The sequence below is a fragment of the Devosia sp. P1_H9 genome (assembly GCF_056405135.1).
The window spans coordinates 339,894-356,058 of record NZ_JBFUCQ010000002.1 but is presented as its reverse complement, the minus strand read 5'-3'; the positions used below and the strand labels follow the sequence as shown (position 1 = coordinate 356,058).

At 64.8% G+C, this 16,165-nt stretch carries 15 protein-coding genes; 12 read left to right on the top strand and 3 right to left on the bottom strand.

Annotated features, from left to right (window positions below; translation table 11 throughout):
* Positions 1-19: 19 nt before the first annotated feature.
* From tatA to AC1DYL_RS04940, 6 genes are all read left to right on the top strand, one after another.
* Positions 20-238, top strand: coding sequence for a twin-arginine translocase TatA/TatE family subunit (tatA, locus tag AC1DYL_RS04965; protein WP_055048811.1), 219 nt, complete (start codon positions 20-22; stop codon positions 236-238).
* A 32-nt stretch (positions 239-270) separates the two neighbouring features.
* Entirely contained in the window at positions 271-1,014 is a 744-nt protein-coding gene (gene tatB / locus AC1DYL_RS04960) for a Sec-independent protein translocase protein TatB (RefSeq protein ID WP_477172262.1), read from the top strand.
* 2 nt (positions 1,015-1,016) lie between these two features.
* Positions 1,017-1,886: a twin-arginine translocase subunit TatC gene (gene tatC / locus AC1DYL_RS04955; protein ID WP_477152033.1), complete on the top strand. Its 870-nt coding sequence runs from the start codon at positions 1,017-1,019 to the stop codon at positions 1,884-1,886.
* A 93-nt stretch (positions 1,887-1,979) separates the two neighbouring features.
* Positions 1,980-3,305: a serine--tRNA ligase gene (gene serS, locus AC1DYL_RS04950; protein ID WP_477172261.1), complete on the top strand. Its 1,326-nt coding sequence runs from the start codon at positions 1,980-1,982 to the stop codon at positions 3,303-3,305.
* An 11-nt stretch (positions 3,306-3,316) separates the two neighbouring features.
* A complete protein-coding gene (gene surE, locus AC1DYL_RS04945) occupies positions 3,317-4,078 on the top strand; it encodes a 5'/3'-nucleotidase SurE (RefSeq protein WP_477172260.1) in 762 nt (253 codons plus the stop codon).
* A gap of 402 nt (positions 4,079-4,480) precedes the next feature.
* Positions 4,481-5,644, top strand: coding sequence for a peptidoglycan DD-metalloendopeptidase family protein (locus AC1DYL_RS04940; RefSeq protein ID WP_477152030.1), 1,164 nt, complete (start codon positions 4,481-4,483; stop codon positions 5,642-5,644).
* A 247-nt stretch (positions 5,645-5,891) separates the two neighbouring features.
* On the opposite strand, the gene AC1DYL_RS04935 is transcribed toward AC1DYL_RS04940, so the two are convergent.
* Positions 5,892-6,875, bottom strand: a complete 984-nt coding sequence (locus AC1DYL_RS04935; RefSeq protein ID WP_477172259.1) for an aldose epimerase family protein — start codon at positions 6,873-6,875, stop codon at positions 5,892-5,894.
* Between the two features lie 112 nt (positions 6,876-6,987).
* Entirely contained in the window at positions 6,988-7,863 is an 876-nt protein-coding gene (locus AC1DYL_RS04930; RefSeq protein WP_477172258.1) for an ATP-binding protein, read from the bottom strand.
* 186 nt (positions 7,864-8,049) lie between these two features.
* On the opposite strand from AC1DYL_RS04930, the gene yajC reads away from it, so the two are divergent.
* From yajC to AC1DYL_RS04905, 5 genes are all read left to right on the top strand, one after another.
* Positions 8,050-8,400 carry a preprotein translocase subunit YajC gene (yajC, locus tag AC1DYL_RS04925; protein ID WP_477152027.1) on the top strand — a complete coding sequence of 117 codons (351 nt, stop codon included), beginning with the start codon at positions 8,050-8,052 and terminating at the stop codon, positions 8,398-8,400.
* 137 nt (positions 8,401-8,537) lie between these two features.
* Positions 8,538-11,096, top strand: a complete 2,559-nt coding sequence (gene secD, locus AC1DYL_RS04920) for a protein translocase subunit SecD (protein WP_477172257.1) — start codon at positions 8,538-8,540, stop codon at positions 11,094-11,096.
* Positions 11,097-11,099: 3 nt separating this feature from the next.
* A complete protein-coding gene (locus AC1DYL_RS04915) occupies positions 11,100-11,489 on the top strand; it encodes an Mth938-like domain-containing protein (protein WP_477172256.1) in 390 nt (129 codons plus the stop codon).
* Positions 11,486-12,322, top strand: a complete 837-nt coding sequence (locus AC1DYL_RS04910) for a phytoene/squalene synthase family protein (RefSeq protein WP_477172255.1) — start codon at positions 11,486-11,488, stop codon at positions 12,320-12,322. The genes AC1DYL_RS04915 and AC1DYL_RS04910 overlap by 4 nt, the downstream gene beginning before the upstream one ends.
* A gap of 56 nt (positions 12,323-12,378) precedes the next feature.
* A complete protein-coding gene (locus tag AC1DYL_RS04905; RefSeq protein ID WP_477172254.1) occupies positions 12,379-14,106 on the top strand; it encodes a DUF4153 domain-containing protein in 1,728 nt (575 codons plus the stop codon).
* Here the strand turns inward: AC1DYL_RS04905 and trmFO are convergent.
* Positions 14,090-15,481 (bottom strand): methylenetetrahydrofolate--tRNA-(uracil(54)-C(5))-methyltransferase (FADH(2)-oxidizing) TrmFO, encoded by a 1,392-nt coding sequence (gene trmFO, locus AC1DYL_RS04900; protein ID WP_477172253.1) that lies wholly within the window; start codon positions 15,479-15,481, stop codon positions 14,090-14,092. The two genes, AC1DYL_RS04905 and trmFO, sit on opposite strands and share 17 nt — an antisense overlap.
* A 192-nt stretch (positions 15,482-15,673) precedes the next feature.
* Between trmFO and AC1DYL_RS04895 the strand changes: the two genes are divergently transcribed.
* A complete protein-coding gene (locus AC1DYL_RS04895) occupies positions 15,674-16,165 on the top strand; it encodes an ester cyclase (RefSeq protein WP_477172252.1) in 492 nt (163 codons plus the stop codon).

Sequence of the window (16,165 nt, the reverse complement as noted above, 5' to 3'; positions counted from 1 at the left end):
ATTCTTTCGGAGACCATCCATGCACGCGCCAGGGATTTGGGGCATCATCGTCGTCGCCATCGTGGTGATCCTGCTGTTCGGACGCGGCAAGATCGCCGGGCTGATGGGCGAAGTCGCCTCCGGCATCAAGTCCTTCCAGAAGGGCATGCGCGACGAAGAGCAGAAGCCTGCTGCGCAGATCGACGCTTCGACCACGGTCGAACCTGCCCGCGAGACCGAGAAGGCCAAGGACGCCTGATCGTCTGACGGCCGCTCCCAGGAGCCAACCATATGCTCGGCGTCGGCTGGACCGAAATGCTTGTGATCGGGGTCGTGGCCCTGATCGTCATCGGTCCCAAAGAGCTTCCCGCTCTCATGCACAGGGTCGGCAAGTTCGCCGGCACTATCCGGCGTATGGGCGCCGATTTTCAGCGTGAGCTGAACAAGACCACTGGTCTCAACGAGATCGCCAATCTCCGCCAGTCGGTGACGCAGCCGCTGAAGGCCACGGCCGACGCGATCCGCAAGGAATTCAACGCGACGACGGCAACCGGTGAGGTAAAGCCCTCGGGCGTCATCAAGCCGGCCGACCCCAAGGTCGAGAGCGTCGTCGACGAGATCAAGGCTGCAGCCGGCATCACTGCGCCCGCCGCCGCTACCCCAGTGATGACCCCGATCGCCCCTCCCGCCGTAGTCGCCAAGACCCCGGTCAAGGCCGCCCGCGCCCCGCGCGTCAAGGCGCCGACGGAGAGCAAGGTCGCCACCGCCGACATCGCCCCGGCTAAGAAGGCTGCGCCCAAGGCCGCGAAGCCAATCGACTCGCCCGCGCCCGTCGAGGCCATCGCTCCGGTGAAGTCAGCGCCTGCAAAGAAGGCCACCGTCAAAGCCGCTGCTCCGGTGACGAAGGCTCAAAGCGTCGCGGCCAAGACGGCTGCCAAACCTGCGGCTAAGGCGGTGGCCAAGCCTGCCGCTGCTGAGAAGCCTGCGACCAAGCCCGCCACCAAGAAGCCGGCTGTTGCCGCCAAGAAGCCGTGACCATGGCCGAACAGACCAAGCTAGCAGCGCCCAAAGACGCGCCCAAGACCGATGAGGACGAACTCGCTGGTAGCGAAGCGCCGCTGCTTGATCATCTCGTCGAACTGCGCAAGCGCCTGATCCGCTCGCTGCTGGTCATCTTCGGCCTGCTCATTGTCTTCTTCTTTTTCTCGCAGACCATCCTCGAGGTTCTGATCGAGCCGTATCGCGCGGCCTACCTCGCGGTGATTCCGCATGGCGCGCAGTCGGTGATTCCGGATGACTTCCGGCTAATCTACACCGCACCGCAGGAGCTGTTCTTCACCCAGCTCAACGTTGCGTTCTTCGCCGCCATCTTCGTCGGTTTCCCGTACCTCGCGATCGAGGTTTACGGCTTTGTCGCGCCAGGGCTCTACAAGAAGGAGCGGCGCGCCTTCCTGCCATACCTGGTCGCGACGCCGGTCTTCTTCTTCATGGGCGGGCTGCTGGTCTATTTCGCCGTGCTGCCTATGGCGATGCGCTTCTTCCTCTCGATGCAGACCCAGGACATCGAGATGCTCGTGCAGGTCAGCGAGTACCTCGGCCTCGCGATGACGCTGATCCTCGCGTTCGGCGTTTGCTTCCAGTTGCCGGTGATCCTGACGCTGCTCGCTCAGATCGATCTGATCTCGAGCGGCACGCTCAAGAAGGGTCGGAAGTACGCCATCGTCGGCATCCTCGTGTTCGCCGCCTTCATCACGCCGCCCGATCCGATCTCGCAGATCGGCCTCGCGCTGCCGATGTACCTGCTCTACGAAATCTCCATCCTTTCCGTCCGGTGGATCGAGAAACGCCGTGCCGCCGCTCTGGCCGCCGAGGGCGCTGAAGGTACCGACGTCGAGAAGTCCGAGTAGGGCGCTGCCGATGGGGGGCGCGGTCCCGGCAGGGACTTGCGCTGGCACCCCAATCCGGTAAAGCAGAGCCCTTCTCCCGCCGCAGGTCTTCCCATGCTCGATATCAACTGGATCAAAGCCAATCCCGCCGCGTTCGACGCTGCGCTCGCCCAGCGCAAGAACGTGCCGTTCAAGGCCTCCGAGCTGATCGCCATGGACGAGTCCCGCCGCGCCGCGATCCTCGCCGTCGAGGAAGCGCAGGCGAAGCGCAACGCCATGTCGAAGCTGATCGGCCAGGCCAAGGCGCAGAAGGACGAGGCCAAGGCCAACGAGTTGATGGCCGAGGTCGCCTCGCTCAAGGACGCGATCCAGACCGGCGAAGCCGCCCGCAGGGACGCGGAAGAGGGGCTCCGCAACGCGCTGCTCGTCATCCCCAACATCCCGCTCGAAGAAGTGCCCCGCGGTGCCGACGAGGCTGACAACAAAGAGTACTTTGGCCTAAACGGCTCTCCCGCCACCGCCGCCAAGGCGCGACCGGCAAAGCCCAGCTTTAGCTACAAGCCGAAGGAGCACTTCGAAACCGGCGAGGCCATGGGCCAAATGGACTTCGAAGTCGCCGCCAAGATCAGCGGCAGCCGCTTCGTGGTGCTGAAGAGCCACCTCGCACGGCTCGAGCGCTCGATTGGCCAGTTCATGCTCGATCTACACGTCGATCAGCACGGCTACACTGAAGTCCAGCCGCCGCTGCTGGTGAAGGACGACGCGCTCTACGGCACCAACCAGTTGCCGAAGTTCGCCGACGACTTGTTCTTCACCCCGCATGGCGACGGTCGGCTGGCCCTGATCCCGACCGCCGAGGTGCCGCTCACCAACTTCGTGCGCGACAGTATCCTGTCCGAGGATGAGTTGCCGCTGCGCCTCACGGCACTCACCCCGTGCTTCAGGTCCGAGGCTGGTTCGGCGGGCCGTGACACCCGCGGCATGCTGCGGCAGCACCAGTTCAACAAGGTCGAGATGGTGGCGATCACTACGCCGGAAACCTCGGGCGAAGAGCACGAGAAGATGCTGTCGGACGCCGAGGACGTGCTGAAGCAGCTCGGCATCCACTACCGCGTGATGATGCTCTCGACCGGCGATATGGGCTTCGGCGCTCAGAAGACCTACGATCTCGAGGCCTGGCTGCCGGGGCAGGACACCTACCGCGAGATCTCGTCGGTGTCGGTGTGCGGGGATTTCCAGGCGCGCCGGATGGATGCGCGGGTGAAGGGCAAGGACGGCAAGATCCGTCATGTTCATACGCTAAACGGCTCGGGTGTCGCCGTCGGCCGGGCTCTGATCGCCGTGATGGAAAACTATCAGCAGGAAGATGGCTCGATCGCCATCCCCGACGTGCTCCAGCCGTACATGAAGGGCCTGAAGTCGATCGGCGCGAAATCTTGAGTGAGAACCGCGTGAGAATCCTTATCACCAACGATGACGGCGTGGACGCCCCGGGCATCGCGGTGATGCGCGAGATTGCGCTAACGATCAGCGATGACGTCTGGGTGGTGGCGCCCGATGGCAACCAATCCGGTGCCTCGCATCGCTTCACCTTCGGGCGCGAACTTGGGGTCGATCGGCGTGAGGAGCGGGTGTACGCCATCGTCGGCGGCTCTCCGGCCGACTGCGTGGTTGCCGGCATGACCCATATCTGCAAGGACCTGAAGCCAGGGCTGGTGCTGTCCGGCATCAACAACGGCCAGAACCTCGGCGATATCCTCAACTGCTCCGGCACGGTCGCGGGCGCCCGCGAAGGGGCGCTGCACGGTGCGCTCGGCATCGGCATTAGCCAGGGCGTCGACTATGAGCGCGGGACCGACGTCGACTGGACCAACTCGCGCCAGTATGCGGCGCGCGTGGTCAGCCAGCTGATGGGGTCGGTGAAGGGGCGCGACGCCTACTTCAACGTCAACATCCCGTTCTGCGCGCCCGAAGACGTGGCCGGCATCCGTGTGGTGCCGTTCCAGCGGTTCGCCCGCTCACCCATGGCCTACTACCCCAGCGACAACGCCGGGAAGTTCTTCATTGCGATCCCCGAGACGCCCAAGCCGCTCGACGAAGAGCACGACTTCCGGCTCGCCATGCACGGCAACGCCATCACGGTGACCCCGCTGATGCTGCAGCACACGCATTACGAGATGGTCGGCCAGCTGGACGGCGCCCTGGCGCTCTGACCGGAATTGAACGAACTGAACTGGTTTCGTTCAATTCGTATCCTTGCAAATCCTTGTGCATTTCTCCCTCCCCTCTGACTTCGATACGGCCATTGTGACACCGTCGGCGCGCGCGGGGATAAGCGGCCGGCGGGCCCCGGAGCCTGGAAGGTCTTGCCAAGCTGTGGGGCGGATCGCGCACCGTCGACGCGGGAGATGGGGCAGGGTAGCTGCCATGTCGCCGCCGCTCGTTTGTCCGTACGTGAAGGCGTTCTGAAGCGTTGTTCAGGTGCAGGGTCCCTTAACCCTACCGACTCCTGAATCTCGTGATCGGCGATTTGAGCAATTTGCGTCGCGTTTAAATCACTCTTTACCTTAACGCCCTAATCTCAAGTCCATTGAGTACCTGCGTAGAGTGGACTGATGAGTAACCGCGTGACCGGTAAGACGTTTAGAACCGCCGCGATTGTGGGCCTGTTCGCAGGTGCCACGGCGCTCTCGGGGTGTAGCTCGCTTGGTGGCCTCGGCTTTGACCGGACGACGACCGGCTCGGTCAACTCCGCCGCGCCGATGAACACGGCGCAGGCCATGCCCAAGACGCTCGTTCCTCCAGAAAACATTGGCGGCGGTTCCGGTCCTGCGCTGGTCGGCTCCAACAACATGGGCAGTCAGCCCATGGGTAGCCAGCCGCTTGGCTCAGTATCGACCGAAGACTTGCCTGTGCTCACTTCATCAGCCAACGGAAGCAATCAGATGATGCCCGCTGCCCAGCCCCTGAGCCCGGTTCCGGCCACTACCACTCTGGCGTCCGCCCCGGCTTCGAACACCCTCGTCTCTGTCCCCTCGGACGCTTACGTCCACGTGATCGAAAGCGGTGAAAGCCTCTACACCGTCGCACGCCGCTACAACGTAACGGCCCAGGCGATCATCCAGGCCAACGGCTTCTCTTCGCCGGACAAGATTTATGTCGGCCAGAAGATCGTTATCCCGGGCAAGGCTTCGAACCTCGCGGCGCTCGGCCCCAAGGGCACCAAGCCGCAGACGCTCGGCGCGCCTCCGTCCGATCTGGCCGCGCCCAAGCCGGTCACCGTTGCATCCATCGAGCCCGAGGCGAAAATGCCGCTGGCGACGGTCAAGCCGCTTGCTCCCGCCGCTGCCGCCCCGTCGGTTGCCGAAGCCCAGCCGCTGCAGCAGCCCAAGACCGAGCCCGTGCTCTCCGGCGCCGACAAGTTCCGCTGGCCGATCTCGGGCCGCGTCATCACCGACTTCGCCAATTCCAAGGGCACCGGCATCAACATTGAGGCGCCGGAAGGCGCGGCCGTGCGGGCCGCCGAGAACGGCCAGGTGATCTACGCCGGCTCCGGTGTCGAGGGCTATGGTAACCTCGTGCTGATCCGCCACCCCAATGGCTATGTCTCGGCCTATGCCCACCTCAAGGATATGAACGTCGCCAAGGGTACCGTGGTGAACCGCGGCGACAATATCGGCACCGCCGGCAAGACCGGCTCGGTGTCGAAGTCCCAGCTGCACTTCGAACTACGCAAGGGCGCCACACCGGTGGACCCGCTGCCGCTGCTCGCCAGCTGAGTTCGGACGCTAGAATTGAGAAGGCCCCGGGGCGATCCGGGGCCTTTTGTTTTGGGGCACGACATTGAAGCCGAGTGCCTTCTCCCCTTGCGGGAGAAGGTGCCCGAAGGGCGGATGAGGGGTTGTCTCCACGTGCTGGGTCGCTCGTCGCTGCGCTCCGATCGCGCATCGCAAGCGATGCGGACCCCTCATCCGGCGCTGCGCGCCACCTTCTCCCACAAGGGGAGAAGGCAGGCCGGTGGGTGGGCTAAACCGGAAACGCCCGTACCGAGTGCCGGATCTCCAGCGGCTTGGCCGGATCGATGTCCACCCAGGTCTTGATGCCGCGCTTGTTGATGGGGTTGGGGCCGGTGGAGACGTCGGTGTGGAGGTCGAAGGCCGAGGCGAGGGGCTCGAGGCCGATGGCGCGGAACTGGCCGTTCCACGGTTCGCCCTTGATGCCACCGTCCGTGTGCCAGATCATCAGGGTGGGCAGCAGATCGCGGTCCCAGTCGAGCTCGAAGCCGGCGCCTTCATCGAGATAGATCCCAGTGAGCGGGCTCGTGGCGCCGCAGAGCTGCACGTTCTTGTCGGTACGCGGCGACAGCGGGACGTGGGACATGTCCACATGGGCACCATCCTTCGGCACCGAGCTGAGGCTCTCGAACTCCTGCGGATCGCCTTCGGCGGTCTGACCGGGATGGGTGAGACCAAACTGGAAATCGAGCTTCAACTCCAGCCGGCCCGGATCGTCGGGCATGCGGAAGTTGGGGTGGAGGCCCGCCGAGATCGCGGCCCTGTGGCGGGCGAAGATCCGCATGGTGAAATCGAGCTCCGGCGATCCCTCGCGAGCGGTGATCACCCGCTCGACCTTGCGCACCACCGAGTCCGGATCGTAGTCGAGCGACAGCGTGACGCTGCGGTCGTCGCCCTGGACGATGGTCCACTCGCGATGGGCGCTCGGACCATGGATGGTGTCGTTGGCTCTCTGCGTCATCAGACTGGCCCATTCGGGCAGGTTCGGGCCGGCGGTGCGGCCGCCGGTGCCGAAGGGCAGACCGACGAAATCGCCCGCCAGCACGCGCAGGTGCCCGGTGATCGAGGGATCGTCGACCGTGCCGAGCCATGGCGCCCGCGCGAACGGCTTGAACGGCTTGCCGTCGAGCAGGAAGGTGGTGTCGGCCAGCATGGCAGCCGTACTCAGGATGGTCGCTTCGCCGTGCGACCACCTCAACTTATGCGAAACGCTCATAATTCCCTCGGCCCCTCGTCTGGAAATCGGAGGCATTCGTTGCAGTATCGGTCCTGCGCCGCAAGCTAAGGGAACTCGGAAATAGGTCTGAGTTGGCCGCCGGCACTTGGGGCTAGATAGCCTTGCCCTGCTCCCCGGCGATGGCTCGCACGAATTGTATCGCGACGCGACCGGAGCGCGCGCCCCGTGTCATCGACCATTCCACCGCACGAGCCCGCAGCGTCTCGTCGTCGATCGTGAGCCCATACTCGTCGCAATAGCCGCGGATCATTGCGAGGTAGGTCGGCTGGTCGCAGTTGTGGAAGCCGAGCCACAGCCCGAAACGGTCCGATAGCGATACCTTCTCGTCCACCGCTTCGCCCGGCGTGATCGCGGTTGAGCGCTCGTTCTCCACCATGTCGCGCGGCATCAGGTGGCGCCGGTTCGACGTGGCATAGAACAGCACGTTCTCCGGTCGGCCTTCGAGCCCGCCATCGAGGATGGTCTTCAGCGACTTGTAGCTGGTCTCGTCCTTGTCGAAGCTGAGGTCGTCGCAGAACACGATGAAGCGGGCGTCCTCGCGCGAGATCAGCCGCATCAGCCGGGGCAGGGCCTCGATATCCTCGCGGGCGATCTCGATGAGGATCAGCCGCTTCAGGCCGGCTTCACCCAGGGCGTCGATATGCGCGTGCACGGCCTTCACCAGCGAGCTCTTGCCCATGCCCCGCGCGCCCCATAGCAGCGCATTGTTCGCCGCATAGCCGTGCGCGAACTGCAGGGTGTTCTGCAGCAGGATCTCCTGCACGTCATCGATGCCCTTGAGCATGCTGAGCGGCACGCGCGACACCTTGGGCACCGGCAGCAGCGTGCCGGTGGCGGCGTCCCAGTGATAGGCACTGGCTTCCGTCAGCGCCGGGGCAGGGACAGCGATGCTCGGCTTCATGGCTTCCAGCGTGTCGGCGATGCGCGCGAGGGCCGCCGCGATGGCGGCGGAATGGTCGTCGGTCATAAGGGCAGAACTCCCGGGTACGCCCCCGTTTTGACGCAGCCCGATTGGCTTTGCAATCCTTGTGCACCGCCTCTATATTCCGGCCGATTTTTGCCGGGTAGGACTGCCCTTCGCCGGAAACCAGCCCTATATGGGTCAACAACGGCCATCCGACGTGCCGACAGCCACTAAGCAAGGAGCTTCTTAATGTTCGTGACCCCCGCCTATGCGCAAGCCGCAGGCGCCGCCGCCCCCGGTGGCGGCATGGATCTGATTATCCAGTTTGCCCCGATCCTGCTGCTGGTCGTGATCTTCTGGCTGCTCATCTTCCGCCCGCAGCAGAAGCGCATGAAGGCGCATCAGGCGATGCTCGGCGCGATCACCCGTGGCGATACCATCGTCACCTCCGGCGGCATTGTGGGCAAAGTGACAAAGGCCGTTGATGGCGAGGATCTCGAGGTCGAGATCGCCCAGGGCACCCGCGTCAAGATCGCTCGCTCCGGCATCACCGACGTGCGCTCCAAGTCGACCCCGGTCAACGACAACAAGGCTTCCTGAGCCACTCCTTTCAGCCGGCACCGCGCAAGTGGGCCGGCTGACGCATTTCTGACATAGACGCGGAGCCACTGGGCTCCGCTTGCCCCTGGGCAGCTTGCCGCCGCCATTGGGCACCATACAGGATCCAAGTTCCGACCATGCAGTCATCGCCAATCCGGTCAGCCATCATCGTCATCGTTGCGATACTTGGCATCCTGTTCACCATTCCGAGCTTCCTGCCCAAGGACATGCTGGCCGCCTGGCCCGGCTTCCTGCCCAAGCAGACCGTGGTCCTCGGCCTCGACCTGCAGGGTGGCTCGCACCTGTTGCTGCAGGTCAACCGTGACTCGATCATTGCCGAGCGCATCAAGAGCCTGCGGCGCGATGTGCGCTCGGCTCTCGCCAACGACAACGGCATTGGCAACCTGATCACCACAAGTGCGGACTCGATCACCATCGAGCTGACGGACCCGACCCAGAAGGAGGCCGCCCTGGCGGCCATCCAGAAGCTCCAGACCAACATCTCGAGCAATTTCGGCGTTGGCGGCGTGCCCGAGCTGGCATTCTCCGAGACCGCGGACGGCAAGCTCGTCGTGTCGCTGACGCCCGACGGCGTCAAGGAGCGCATGTCTTCGCTGGTCGCGCAGTCGATGGAAGTCATCCGCAACCGCGTCGACGAAGTGGGCACCACCGAGCCGACCATTCAGCGCCAGGGCCAGGACCGCGTGCTGGTTCAGGTTCCGGGCTTCGAAGATTCCGCACGCCTAAAGGAACTGATCTCGCGTACGGCGCGCCTGACCTTCCACCTGGTGCACCCGACGATGACCGCGGCGCAGGCCGAGGCCCAGGGCATCCCCGCCGGCTACTTCATCCTGCCGAGCGCCGATGGCGGCAAGGAGTTGCTCAACGAGAACGTCGAGCTCGGTGGTGAATCGCTGACCAACGCGCAGCCCGGCTTCGACCAGCAGACATCGCGCTCCGTCGTCAGCTTCCAGTTCGATACCCGCGGCGCCATCACCTTCGGCGAAATCACTTCCAAGAACGTCGGCAAGCGCTTTGCCATCGTCCTCGACAACCAGGTGATCACCGCTCCGGTCATCCAGCAGCCGATTACCGGCGGTTCGGGCCAGATCAGCGGCAACTTTACGCCGCAGACCTCCAACGACCTCGCCGTGCTGCTTCGCGCCGGCGCGCTGCCGGCCTCGCTCGACGTGGTCGAGGAACGCTCGGTCGGCCCGAGCCTCGGCGCGGACTCCATCCGTGCGGGTATCACTGCCGGCGCCGTGGCGTCCGTGCTGGTGCTGGCGTTCATGGTCATAGCCTACGGCATGTTCGGCGTGTTCGCCAACGTGGCGCTGCTGCTCAACGTCGTGCTGATCCTTGGCTCGCTGTCGGCCATCGGCGCGACCCTCACACTGCCCGGTATCGCGGGTATCGTCTTGACCATCGGCGTCGCGGTGGACGCGAACGTCCTGATCTACGAGCGCATGCGCGAGGAGCAGCGGGCCGGCAAGTCGATCCTCGCCTCGCTCGATGCGGGCTTCCACCGCGCCTGGGGGACGATCATTGACTCCCACCTGACGCAGCTGATTGCCGCCATCGTGCTGTACTTCCTCGGGTCGGGCCCGATCCAGGGCTTCGCCGTGACGCTGGCGCTGGGCATCCTGACCTCGCTGTTCACCGCCTATACGGTGACCCGCTTCTTCATCGGCATCTGGTATCACTGGAAGCGCCCCAAGACGCTCCGGATCCAGCACTTCCGCTTCATCCCGGACGGTACCAAGATCGATTTCATGAAGATGTCGCGGACCGCGATCATCATCTCGATCGTCCTCACGGTGCTCGCCATCGGCACGGCCTTCGTCAAGGGCTTCAACCTCGGCATCGACTTCGTCGGCGGCTCCGCCATCGAGGTGCAGCACACCGCCGAGGGCGACGCGGACCCGGCCAGAGTACGCGAGTTGCTGGACCCGCTGGGCCTCGGCGAAGTGCAGGTGCAGAGCTTCGGCAACCCGCAGGACCTGCTGGTCCGCATCCAGCTGCAGGACGGTGGCGACGCCGCACAGCAGGTGGCCGTGCAGGAGGTCACCAAGACCCTCGCAACCGAGAACTACGAGGTGCGCCGCACCGAAGCGGTGAGCGGCACCGTGTCGGGCGAACTGGCCTTCAACGGCACCATCGCGGTGCTCGTAACGCTGGTCGCCATCCTGATCTACGTATGGTTCCGCTTCGAGTGGCAGTTCGGCCTCGCGGCCGTGACGACGACGCTGCACGACGTGATCATGACGGTGGGGCTGTTCTCGATAACCGGGCTGGAGTTCAACCTCAGTTCGATCGCGGCAGTGCTGACACTAGTGGGTCTATCGCTCAACGAAACGGTCGTCATTTCCGACCGCGTCCGAGAGAACTTGCGAAAATACAAGAAGATGTCGGTCGCCGAGATCATCAATCTCTCGATCAACCAGACGATCGTGCGCACCTCGCTGACGCAGTTCACCGTGCTCCTGGCGCTGTTCCCGCTGGTGTTCCTCGGCGGCGAGTCGATCCGCGGCTTCACCATCGCGATGACTTTCGGCTCGATCTTCGGCATGTACTCGTCGATCTTCATCGGCGGCCCGATCCTGATCCACTTCGGCCTAAAGCCGCGCAGCGAGATGGAAGAGGCCAAGGAAAAGAAGGCCAAGGCCGACAAGCGCGCCGACGGCGCAGCGGTCTAGTCCATGGTTGAACGGGGGGAGGGGTTTTACCCCCGGCAGACCCAGATCGACGCCTACGGCAACGGCGGCTTCCGCTTCGCCGGGTTGTCGCACCGCGGCTCGCTCCTCTGTCTCCCGGGCGGCATGTTCGCCTGGGAGCCGAGCCAGCCGGCGGATGTGACGCTGCAGAGCCTTGCTCCGGTGTTTGCCGTGGCCGATCAGCTCGATGTGCTGTTGATCGGGCTCGGCGGCGATATTGCCATCCTCGATCCCGCCATCCGCGCGGCCCTCAGGGAACGCCGGATCATCGTCGAGGCGATCGCCACCGGCGGTGCCGTCCGCACCTACAACGTGCTGCTCGCCGAGGACCGCGCGGTTGGAGCGGCGCTGCTTGCTGTCGAGAACGCCCGATGAGCGACAACGCCGGCTACGTCGCGAGCTTCCTCCGCGACGCCGACCGCGACCGCTATTTCGCGACCCTGCTGCTCAAGGAGCCAGAGCGCACCGCCATCCAGTCGCTCCACGCCTTCAGCGCCGACGTGGCTTCGATCCGCGATCGGGCGCGAGAGCCGGCGGCTGGCGAGATTCGGCTGCAGTGGTGGGTCGATGCCCTGAAAGGCGAGGGGCATGGCAATGTCCGCCAGAACCCGCTCGCGGCGGCGCTGCTCGACGCGATCTCCACCTATGGCCTACCGGCCGGACCGCTGTTGCGGCTGGTGGCCGCGCGTCGCTTCGATCTCTACCAGGACCCGATGCCCGATGTGGCGAGCTTGGAGGGCTACGCGGGCGAGACGGTGTCGGTGCTTTATCAGCTCGCCGCGATGATCCTCAACGGCGGTACGGAAGTGGAGACCGGCGATGCGGCCGGCCATCTCGGCGTCGCCCATGCGCTGACCGGGCATCTCCGCGCCTTTGGCTTCAACGCCTCACAGGGCCGCATTTTCCTGCCGATGAGTATCTTCGGCGCCAATGGCGTGACGGATGGGGAGATCCTGGCCGGGCAGGAAAGCGACGGTCTGTTTGCGGCGCTTGGGCAGATCAATGATCTCGCTGTCGAGCATATCGAGAAGGCTGGCGCCGCCATTGGCGCGTTGCCGAAGCCGCTGCGCCCGGCTTTCGCGCCGGTCGCACTGCTGGCCTCGCAGCTTCGGCGTATCGCGTCATCGCGAACGCCATTTGCACCGATTGCTGATCTGGCGGACTGGCGAAAAATCGCCATGATGAGTTGGTGGGCGTTACGCCACTGACAGGGGATCGCATGAATCTCAGGGCCTGGTTGGAGAAGCAGGCTCCGGATTTCCTAATGACCGGCCAACGCTTTCCGTTCGCCATCCTGCTCGCAGCCCTCACCACCATCATTGTCATCGGCGCCATCAATGGCCTCGAATGGATGCGCGACGAAGTGTGGGCGCGCGCCGCTCTCGGTCTTGCCACTGGCGCGGTGCTCGCCGTCGCGGGCGTTTACTTCGCCGAGAGCCGGCCAGAGGCGCGCCTTGCCGCTCTGCTCCTCAAGTATGCGTTGCCTATAGCGGTGGTCGCCGCCTTCCAGATCCGGGACATCAGCTGGTTTGTGCCGTTCGCGATCCCTGCCGTGGCCGTGCTCTGGCTTTCGGTGTCGCCGTTCACCCGGATAGAACGGGGCGTGCCGCGCGAAGAGCAGCAGAACCGCTTCTGGTGGGTCAATTTCCAGGCCTTCGCGACTGCGGTCATTGCAGCTGCGGCGTTCCTCATCATCGCCCTGGGCCTCGCCGCCATCGAGCGCTCGCTTGCCATCCTGTTCGGGCTCGAGACCGGGCAGGTATTTTACAACTGGGTGCTGCCGTTCACCGGCCTGTTCCTCACCCCGGTCTATTGGCTATCGACCCTGCCGCACGTCTCGGCCTACCGCGCTGAGGAACTGGAGCAGGCGGATTTCCTGCCGCAGGCGTTCGGTTTCCTGGGGCAGTTCGTGCTGGTGCCGCTGCTGCTGATCTACGCCCTGATCCTCCTGGTCTACACCGGGCAGATCGTCGTCACCCAGAAGCTGCCCGAAGGCATGATCGGCTGGATGGTCCTCGGCTTCGTCGTCATCGGCGCCGCCACCTGGCTGGTGCTGCACCCGCCCTTCGTGCGGACCCGACCTCTCGTCCGCCTGTTCCGCACCTGGTGGTTCTGGCTGACGCTGATCCCGCTGGCGCTGTTCTTCGTGGCGGTCTGGATCCGCATCGATGCCTATGGGCTTACCGACGAGCGCATGCTGCTCGCGGCCGGAGGATTCTGGGCAACGGGGCTCGCCGTGGTCTACCTCCTCGGACGCGGCGATATCCGGCTGATCCCGGCGCTCGCCGGCATCATCCTGCTGGCGCTGTCGGTGGGACCGTGGAACTACGCCAATCTTCCGGTCAGCAGCCAGGCGCTGCGGCTCGACGCGGTGGTAATGAACGCCGGCGCCGACAAGAGCGCGTCGCCGCCGCGTGGCGATTGGAACGCCGCGGAGATCGCCGAGGCGCGCGGCATCATCGACTACCTGGCGGGCTCGCCCGGAGGGCGGCTGGCGGTCCGGGAGGTGATGGGGAAGTACGGCGTCAGCTGGGATCCCGCACAGGACGGTTCTTACGTCGTACTGGAGGCGCTGGGTGTGAGCGAGCCGACAGTCGACGGGCTGCCGCGCTATGCAACGCTCTGGCGAGATTTCGCAGTGGCATTGGACGTTTCGGCCACGCCCTACCTGATCCGGCCGGTCAGCATCTATGGAGACGCGGTGCTCGACGCCAGCCCGCTCCGGTTTGAAGCCAAGAGCGGCGAGCTGTGGGTCGGAGCGGAAGGCGCGGGGCCCGAGGCGCTCACCAAGCTGGACCTGGTACCCTGGTTTACACAGCAGGACGGCAGCTATCTGGTCTCTCCCTGGCTCGATTTTGTGGTGGACGGGCGGAGCTACCGGCTCGCCGTCGAGTCCATGACCTTCGACCGCGGCGAGAACAACGCGGGCCCTCGCACGCTGAGCACTGTCATAGGCCAGCTGTTCTCGGACCGGCCTAAGCCCACGCCATGATGTCGTCGAGTGCCCGGGAGGTGATCGCCTCTTTCTTGGCGATCGTCTTCTCGGTCGATTTCCAGCGGCCGACATGGCCCTCAGGCTTGCTGATCGATACCGGCGGGAACAGGCCGAAATTGACGTTCATCGGCTGGAAGCTGCGGGCACCGGAATAGGCTTCCGCCTCGAGGTGACCGCCGGTGATGTGGTTGATCAGCGCGCCCATCGCCGTCGTCTCCGGCGGGATCGCCAGTTGCTCGCCGCGCGCGTCGGCGGCGGCCATGCGGCCCGCCATCAGGCCCACAGCGGCGCTTTCGACATAACCCTCGACGCCGGTCACCTGGCCGGCAAATCGCAGGCGCGGCATGGCCTTCAGCTTCAGGTCCGGTCCCAGCACCTTGGGGGAGTTGAGGAAGGTGTTGCGATGGAGGCCGCCGAGCCGCGCGAACTGGGCGTTCTCAAGCCCCGGGATCATGCGGAAAATCTCGGCCTGGATGCCGTAGCGCATCTTGGTCTGGAACCCGACCATGTTCCACAGCGTCCCCAGCGCGTTGTCCTGGCGGAGCTGTACGATGGCGTGCGCCTTGACCGTTGGGTTGCGCGGGTTGGTGAGGCCGACCGGCTTCATCGGGCCCCAGCGCAGCGTGTCGCGGCCGCGCTCGGCCATGACTTCGATCGGCAGGCAGCCGTCGAAGTACGGCACCTTCTCCCAGTCCTTGAACTCATGCAGCGGCGCGGTGACCAGGGCGTCGACGAAGGCGTTGTACTGCTTCTCGTCCATCGGGCAGTTGAGATAATCCTGCCCGTTCCCCATCGGACCGACCTTGTCGTAGCGCGACTGCGCCCAGACGATGTCGCGATCGATCGAGTCGCCATGGACGATCGGCGCGATAGCGTCGAAGAATGCCAGCGAATCCTCGCCGGTCAGCGCCTGAATGGCGGAGGCAAGGGCAGGGGAGGTCAGCGGCCCGGTCGCCACGACGACGTTCTGCCACTCTTCCGGCGGTAGCCCGGCGATCTCTCCGCGCTCGATGCTGATGTTGGGGTGATTGTGGATCGCGGCGGTCACCGCATCCGAGAATGCGTCGCGATCGACCGCAAGCGCTCCACCGGCAGGCAGCTTGTGCGCATCGGCGGCCCGCATGATGATCGAGCCGCACCGCCGCATCTCTTCATGCAGCAGGCCGACAGCGTTATGCTGGTGATCGTCGGAGCGGAAGCTGTTGGAGCAGACCAACTCGGCAAAGCCTTCGGTCTGGTGCGCATCGGTCTTCTGGACCGGGCGCATCTCGTGCAGCACGACCTTGGCGCCGGCCTCGGCTGCTTGCCAGGCGGCTTCTGAGCCGGCGAGACCGCCGCCGATCACATGAATGGGTTCATCGTGTTTTGACATGGGCGCCAGATAGCAAGCGGGGCCGGGCTGCGCAACTTTCAGCACAGCCCTCGGACGACACGGGGACGTGTGTTACCGGCGGCGCGCCCGGGTGCTAAAAATTGGATTGGCCGGGTCGCCCCCTCGGCGACGCGTTTCCCACCTGTCACGGTCCGGTCCCGGGCAGTGTGCACCAAGCGTAGGGAGGCCCACATGAATAGAATGTTCGTTGGTTTTGTCGCCCTCGGGGCGATTGCCCTGACTGTCTGGCCGGTGTTTGCGGATGATGCTGCCAACGAGGCACTCGCCCGGCGGTTCTACACCGAGTTCAATGCCCGGAATTTCGCTGCCTTTCCGGAATTCATCGCCGCTGATGTCGTCGATCACACCGGCGGACCCGACATGGCGGCGGGCGTCGAGGGGCTGACGAAGGAGCTTCAGGGCTTTGCCACCGCCTTCTCCGACATGAAGATCGAGAACGAGCTGGTGCTGGTGAGTGGTGACTACGTGACCGTGGTCTCCACGGCCAAGGGCACCAATGACGGGGCGATGATGGAGATGCCCGCCACCAACAAGCCGGTGGACTTCAAGGCGATCGACGTCTGGCTTGTCCGTGACGGCAAGCTCGCCGAAGTCTGGCACGTCGAACAGTTGCTGCAGATGATGACTCAGATGGGTGCAATGAAGCCCCCGGCGGCGAACTAA

What these genes read in the sequence shown, in the direction of transcription:
- AC1DYL_RS04930 (WP_477172258.1), bottom strand. Translation starts at nt 7,863, where the DNA reads ATGACCGACGACCATTCCGCCGCCATCGCGGCGGCCCTCGCGCGCATC.
- AC1DYL_RS04940 (WP_477152030.1), top strand. Translation starts at nt 4,481, where the DNA reads ATGAGTAACCGCGTGACCGGTAAGACGTTTAGAACCGCCGCGATTGTG.
- AC1DYL_RS04910 (WP_477172255.1), top strand. Translation starts at nt 11,486, where the DNA reads ATGAGCGACAACGCCGGCTACGTCGCGAGCTTCCTCCGCGACGCCGAC.
- AC1DYL_RS04915 (WP_477172256.1), top strand. Translation starts at nt 11,100, where the DNA reads ATGGTTGAACGGGGGGAGGGGTTTTACCCCCGGCAGACCCAGATCGAC.
- secD (WP_477172257.1), top strand. Translation starts at nt 8,538, where the DNA reads ATGCAGTCATCGCCAATCCGGTCAGCCATCATCGTCATCGTTGCGATA.
- AC1DYL_RS04935 (WP_477172259.1), bottom strand. Translation starts at nt 6,875, where the DNA reads ATGAGCGTTTCGCATAAGTTGAGGTGGTCGCACGGCGAAGCGACCATC.
- tatC (WP_477152033.1), top strand. Translation starts at nt 1,017, where the DNA reads ATGGCCGAACAGACCAAGCTAGCAGCGCCCAAAGACGCGCCCAAGACC.
- serS (WP_477172261.1), top strand. Translation starts at nt 1,980, where the DNA reads ATGCTCGATATCAACTGGATCAAAGCCAATCCCGCCGCGTTCGACGCT.
- AC1DYL_RS04895 (WP_477172252.1), top strand. Translation starts at nt 15,674, where the DNA reads ATGAATAGAATGTTCGTTGGTTTTGTCGCCCTCGGGGCGATTGCCCTG.
- AC1DYL_RS04905 (WP_477172254.1), top strand. Translation starts at nt 12,379, where the DNA reads ATGACCGGCCAACGCTTTCCGTTCGCCATCCTGCTCGCAGCCCTCACC.
- tatB (WP_477172262.1), top strand. Translation starts at nt 271, where the DNA reads ATGCTCGGCGTCGGCTGGACCGAAATGCTTGTGATCGGGGTCGTGGCC.
- trmFO (WP_477172253.1), bottom strand. Translation starts at nt 15,481, where the DNA reads ATGTCAAAACACGATGAACCCATTCATGTGATCGGCGGCGGTCTCGCC.
- tatA (WP_055048811.1), top strand. Translation starts at nt 20, where the DNA reads ATGCACGCGCCAGGGATTTGGGGCATCATCGTCGTCGCCATCGTGGTG.
- yajC (WP_477152027.1), top strand. Translation starts at nt 8,050, where the DNA reads ATGTTCGTGACCCCCGCCTATGCGCAAGCCGCAGGCGCCGCCGCCCCC.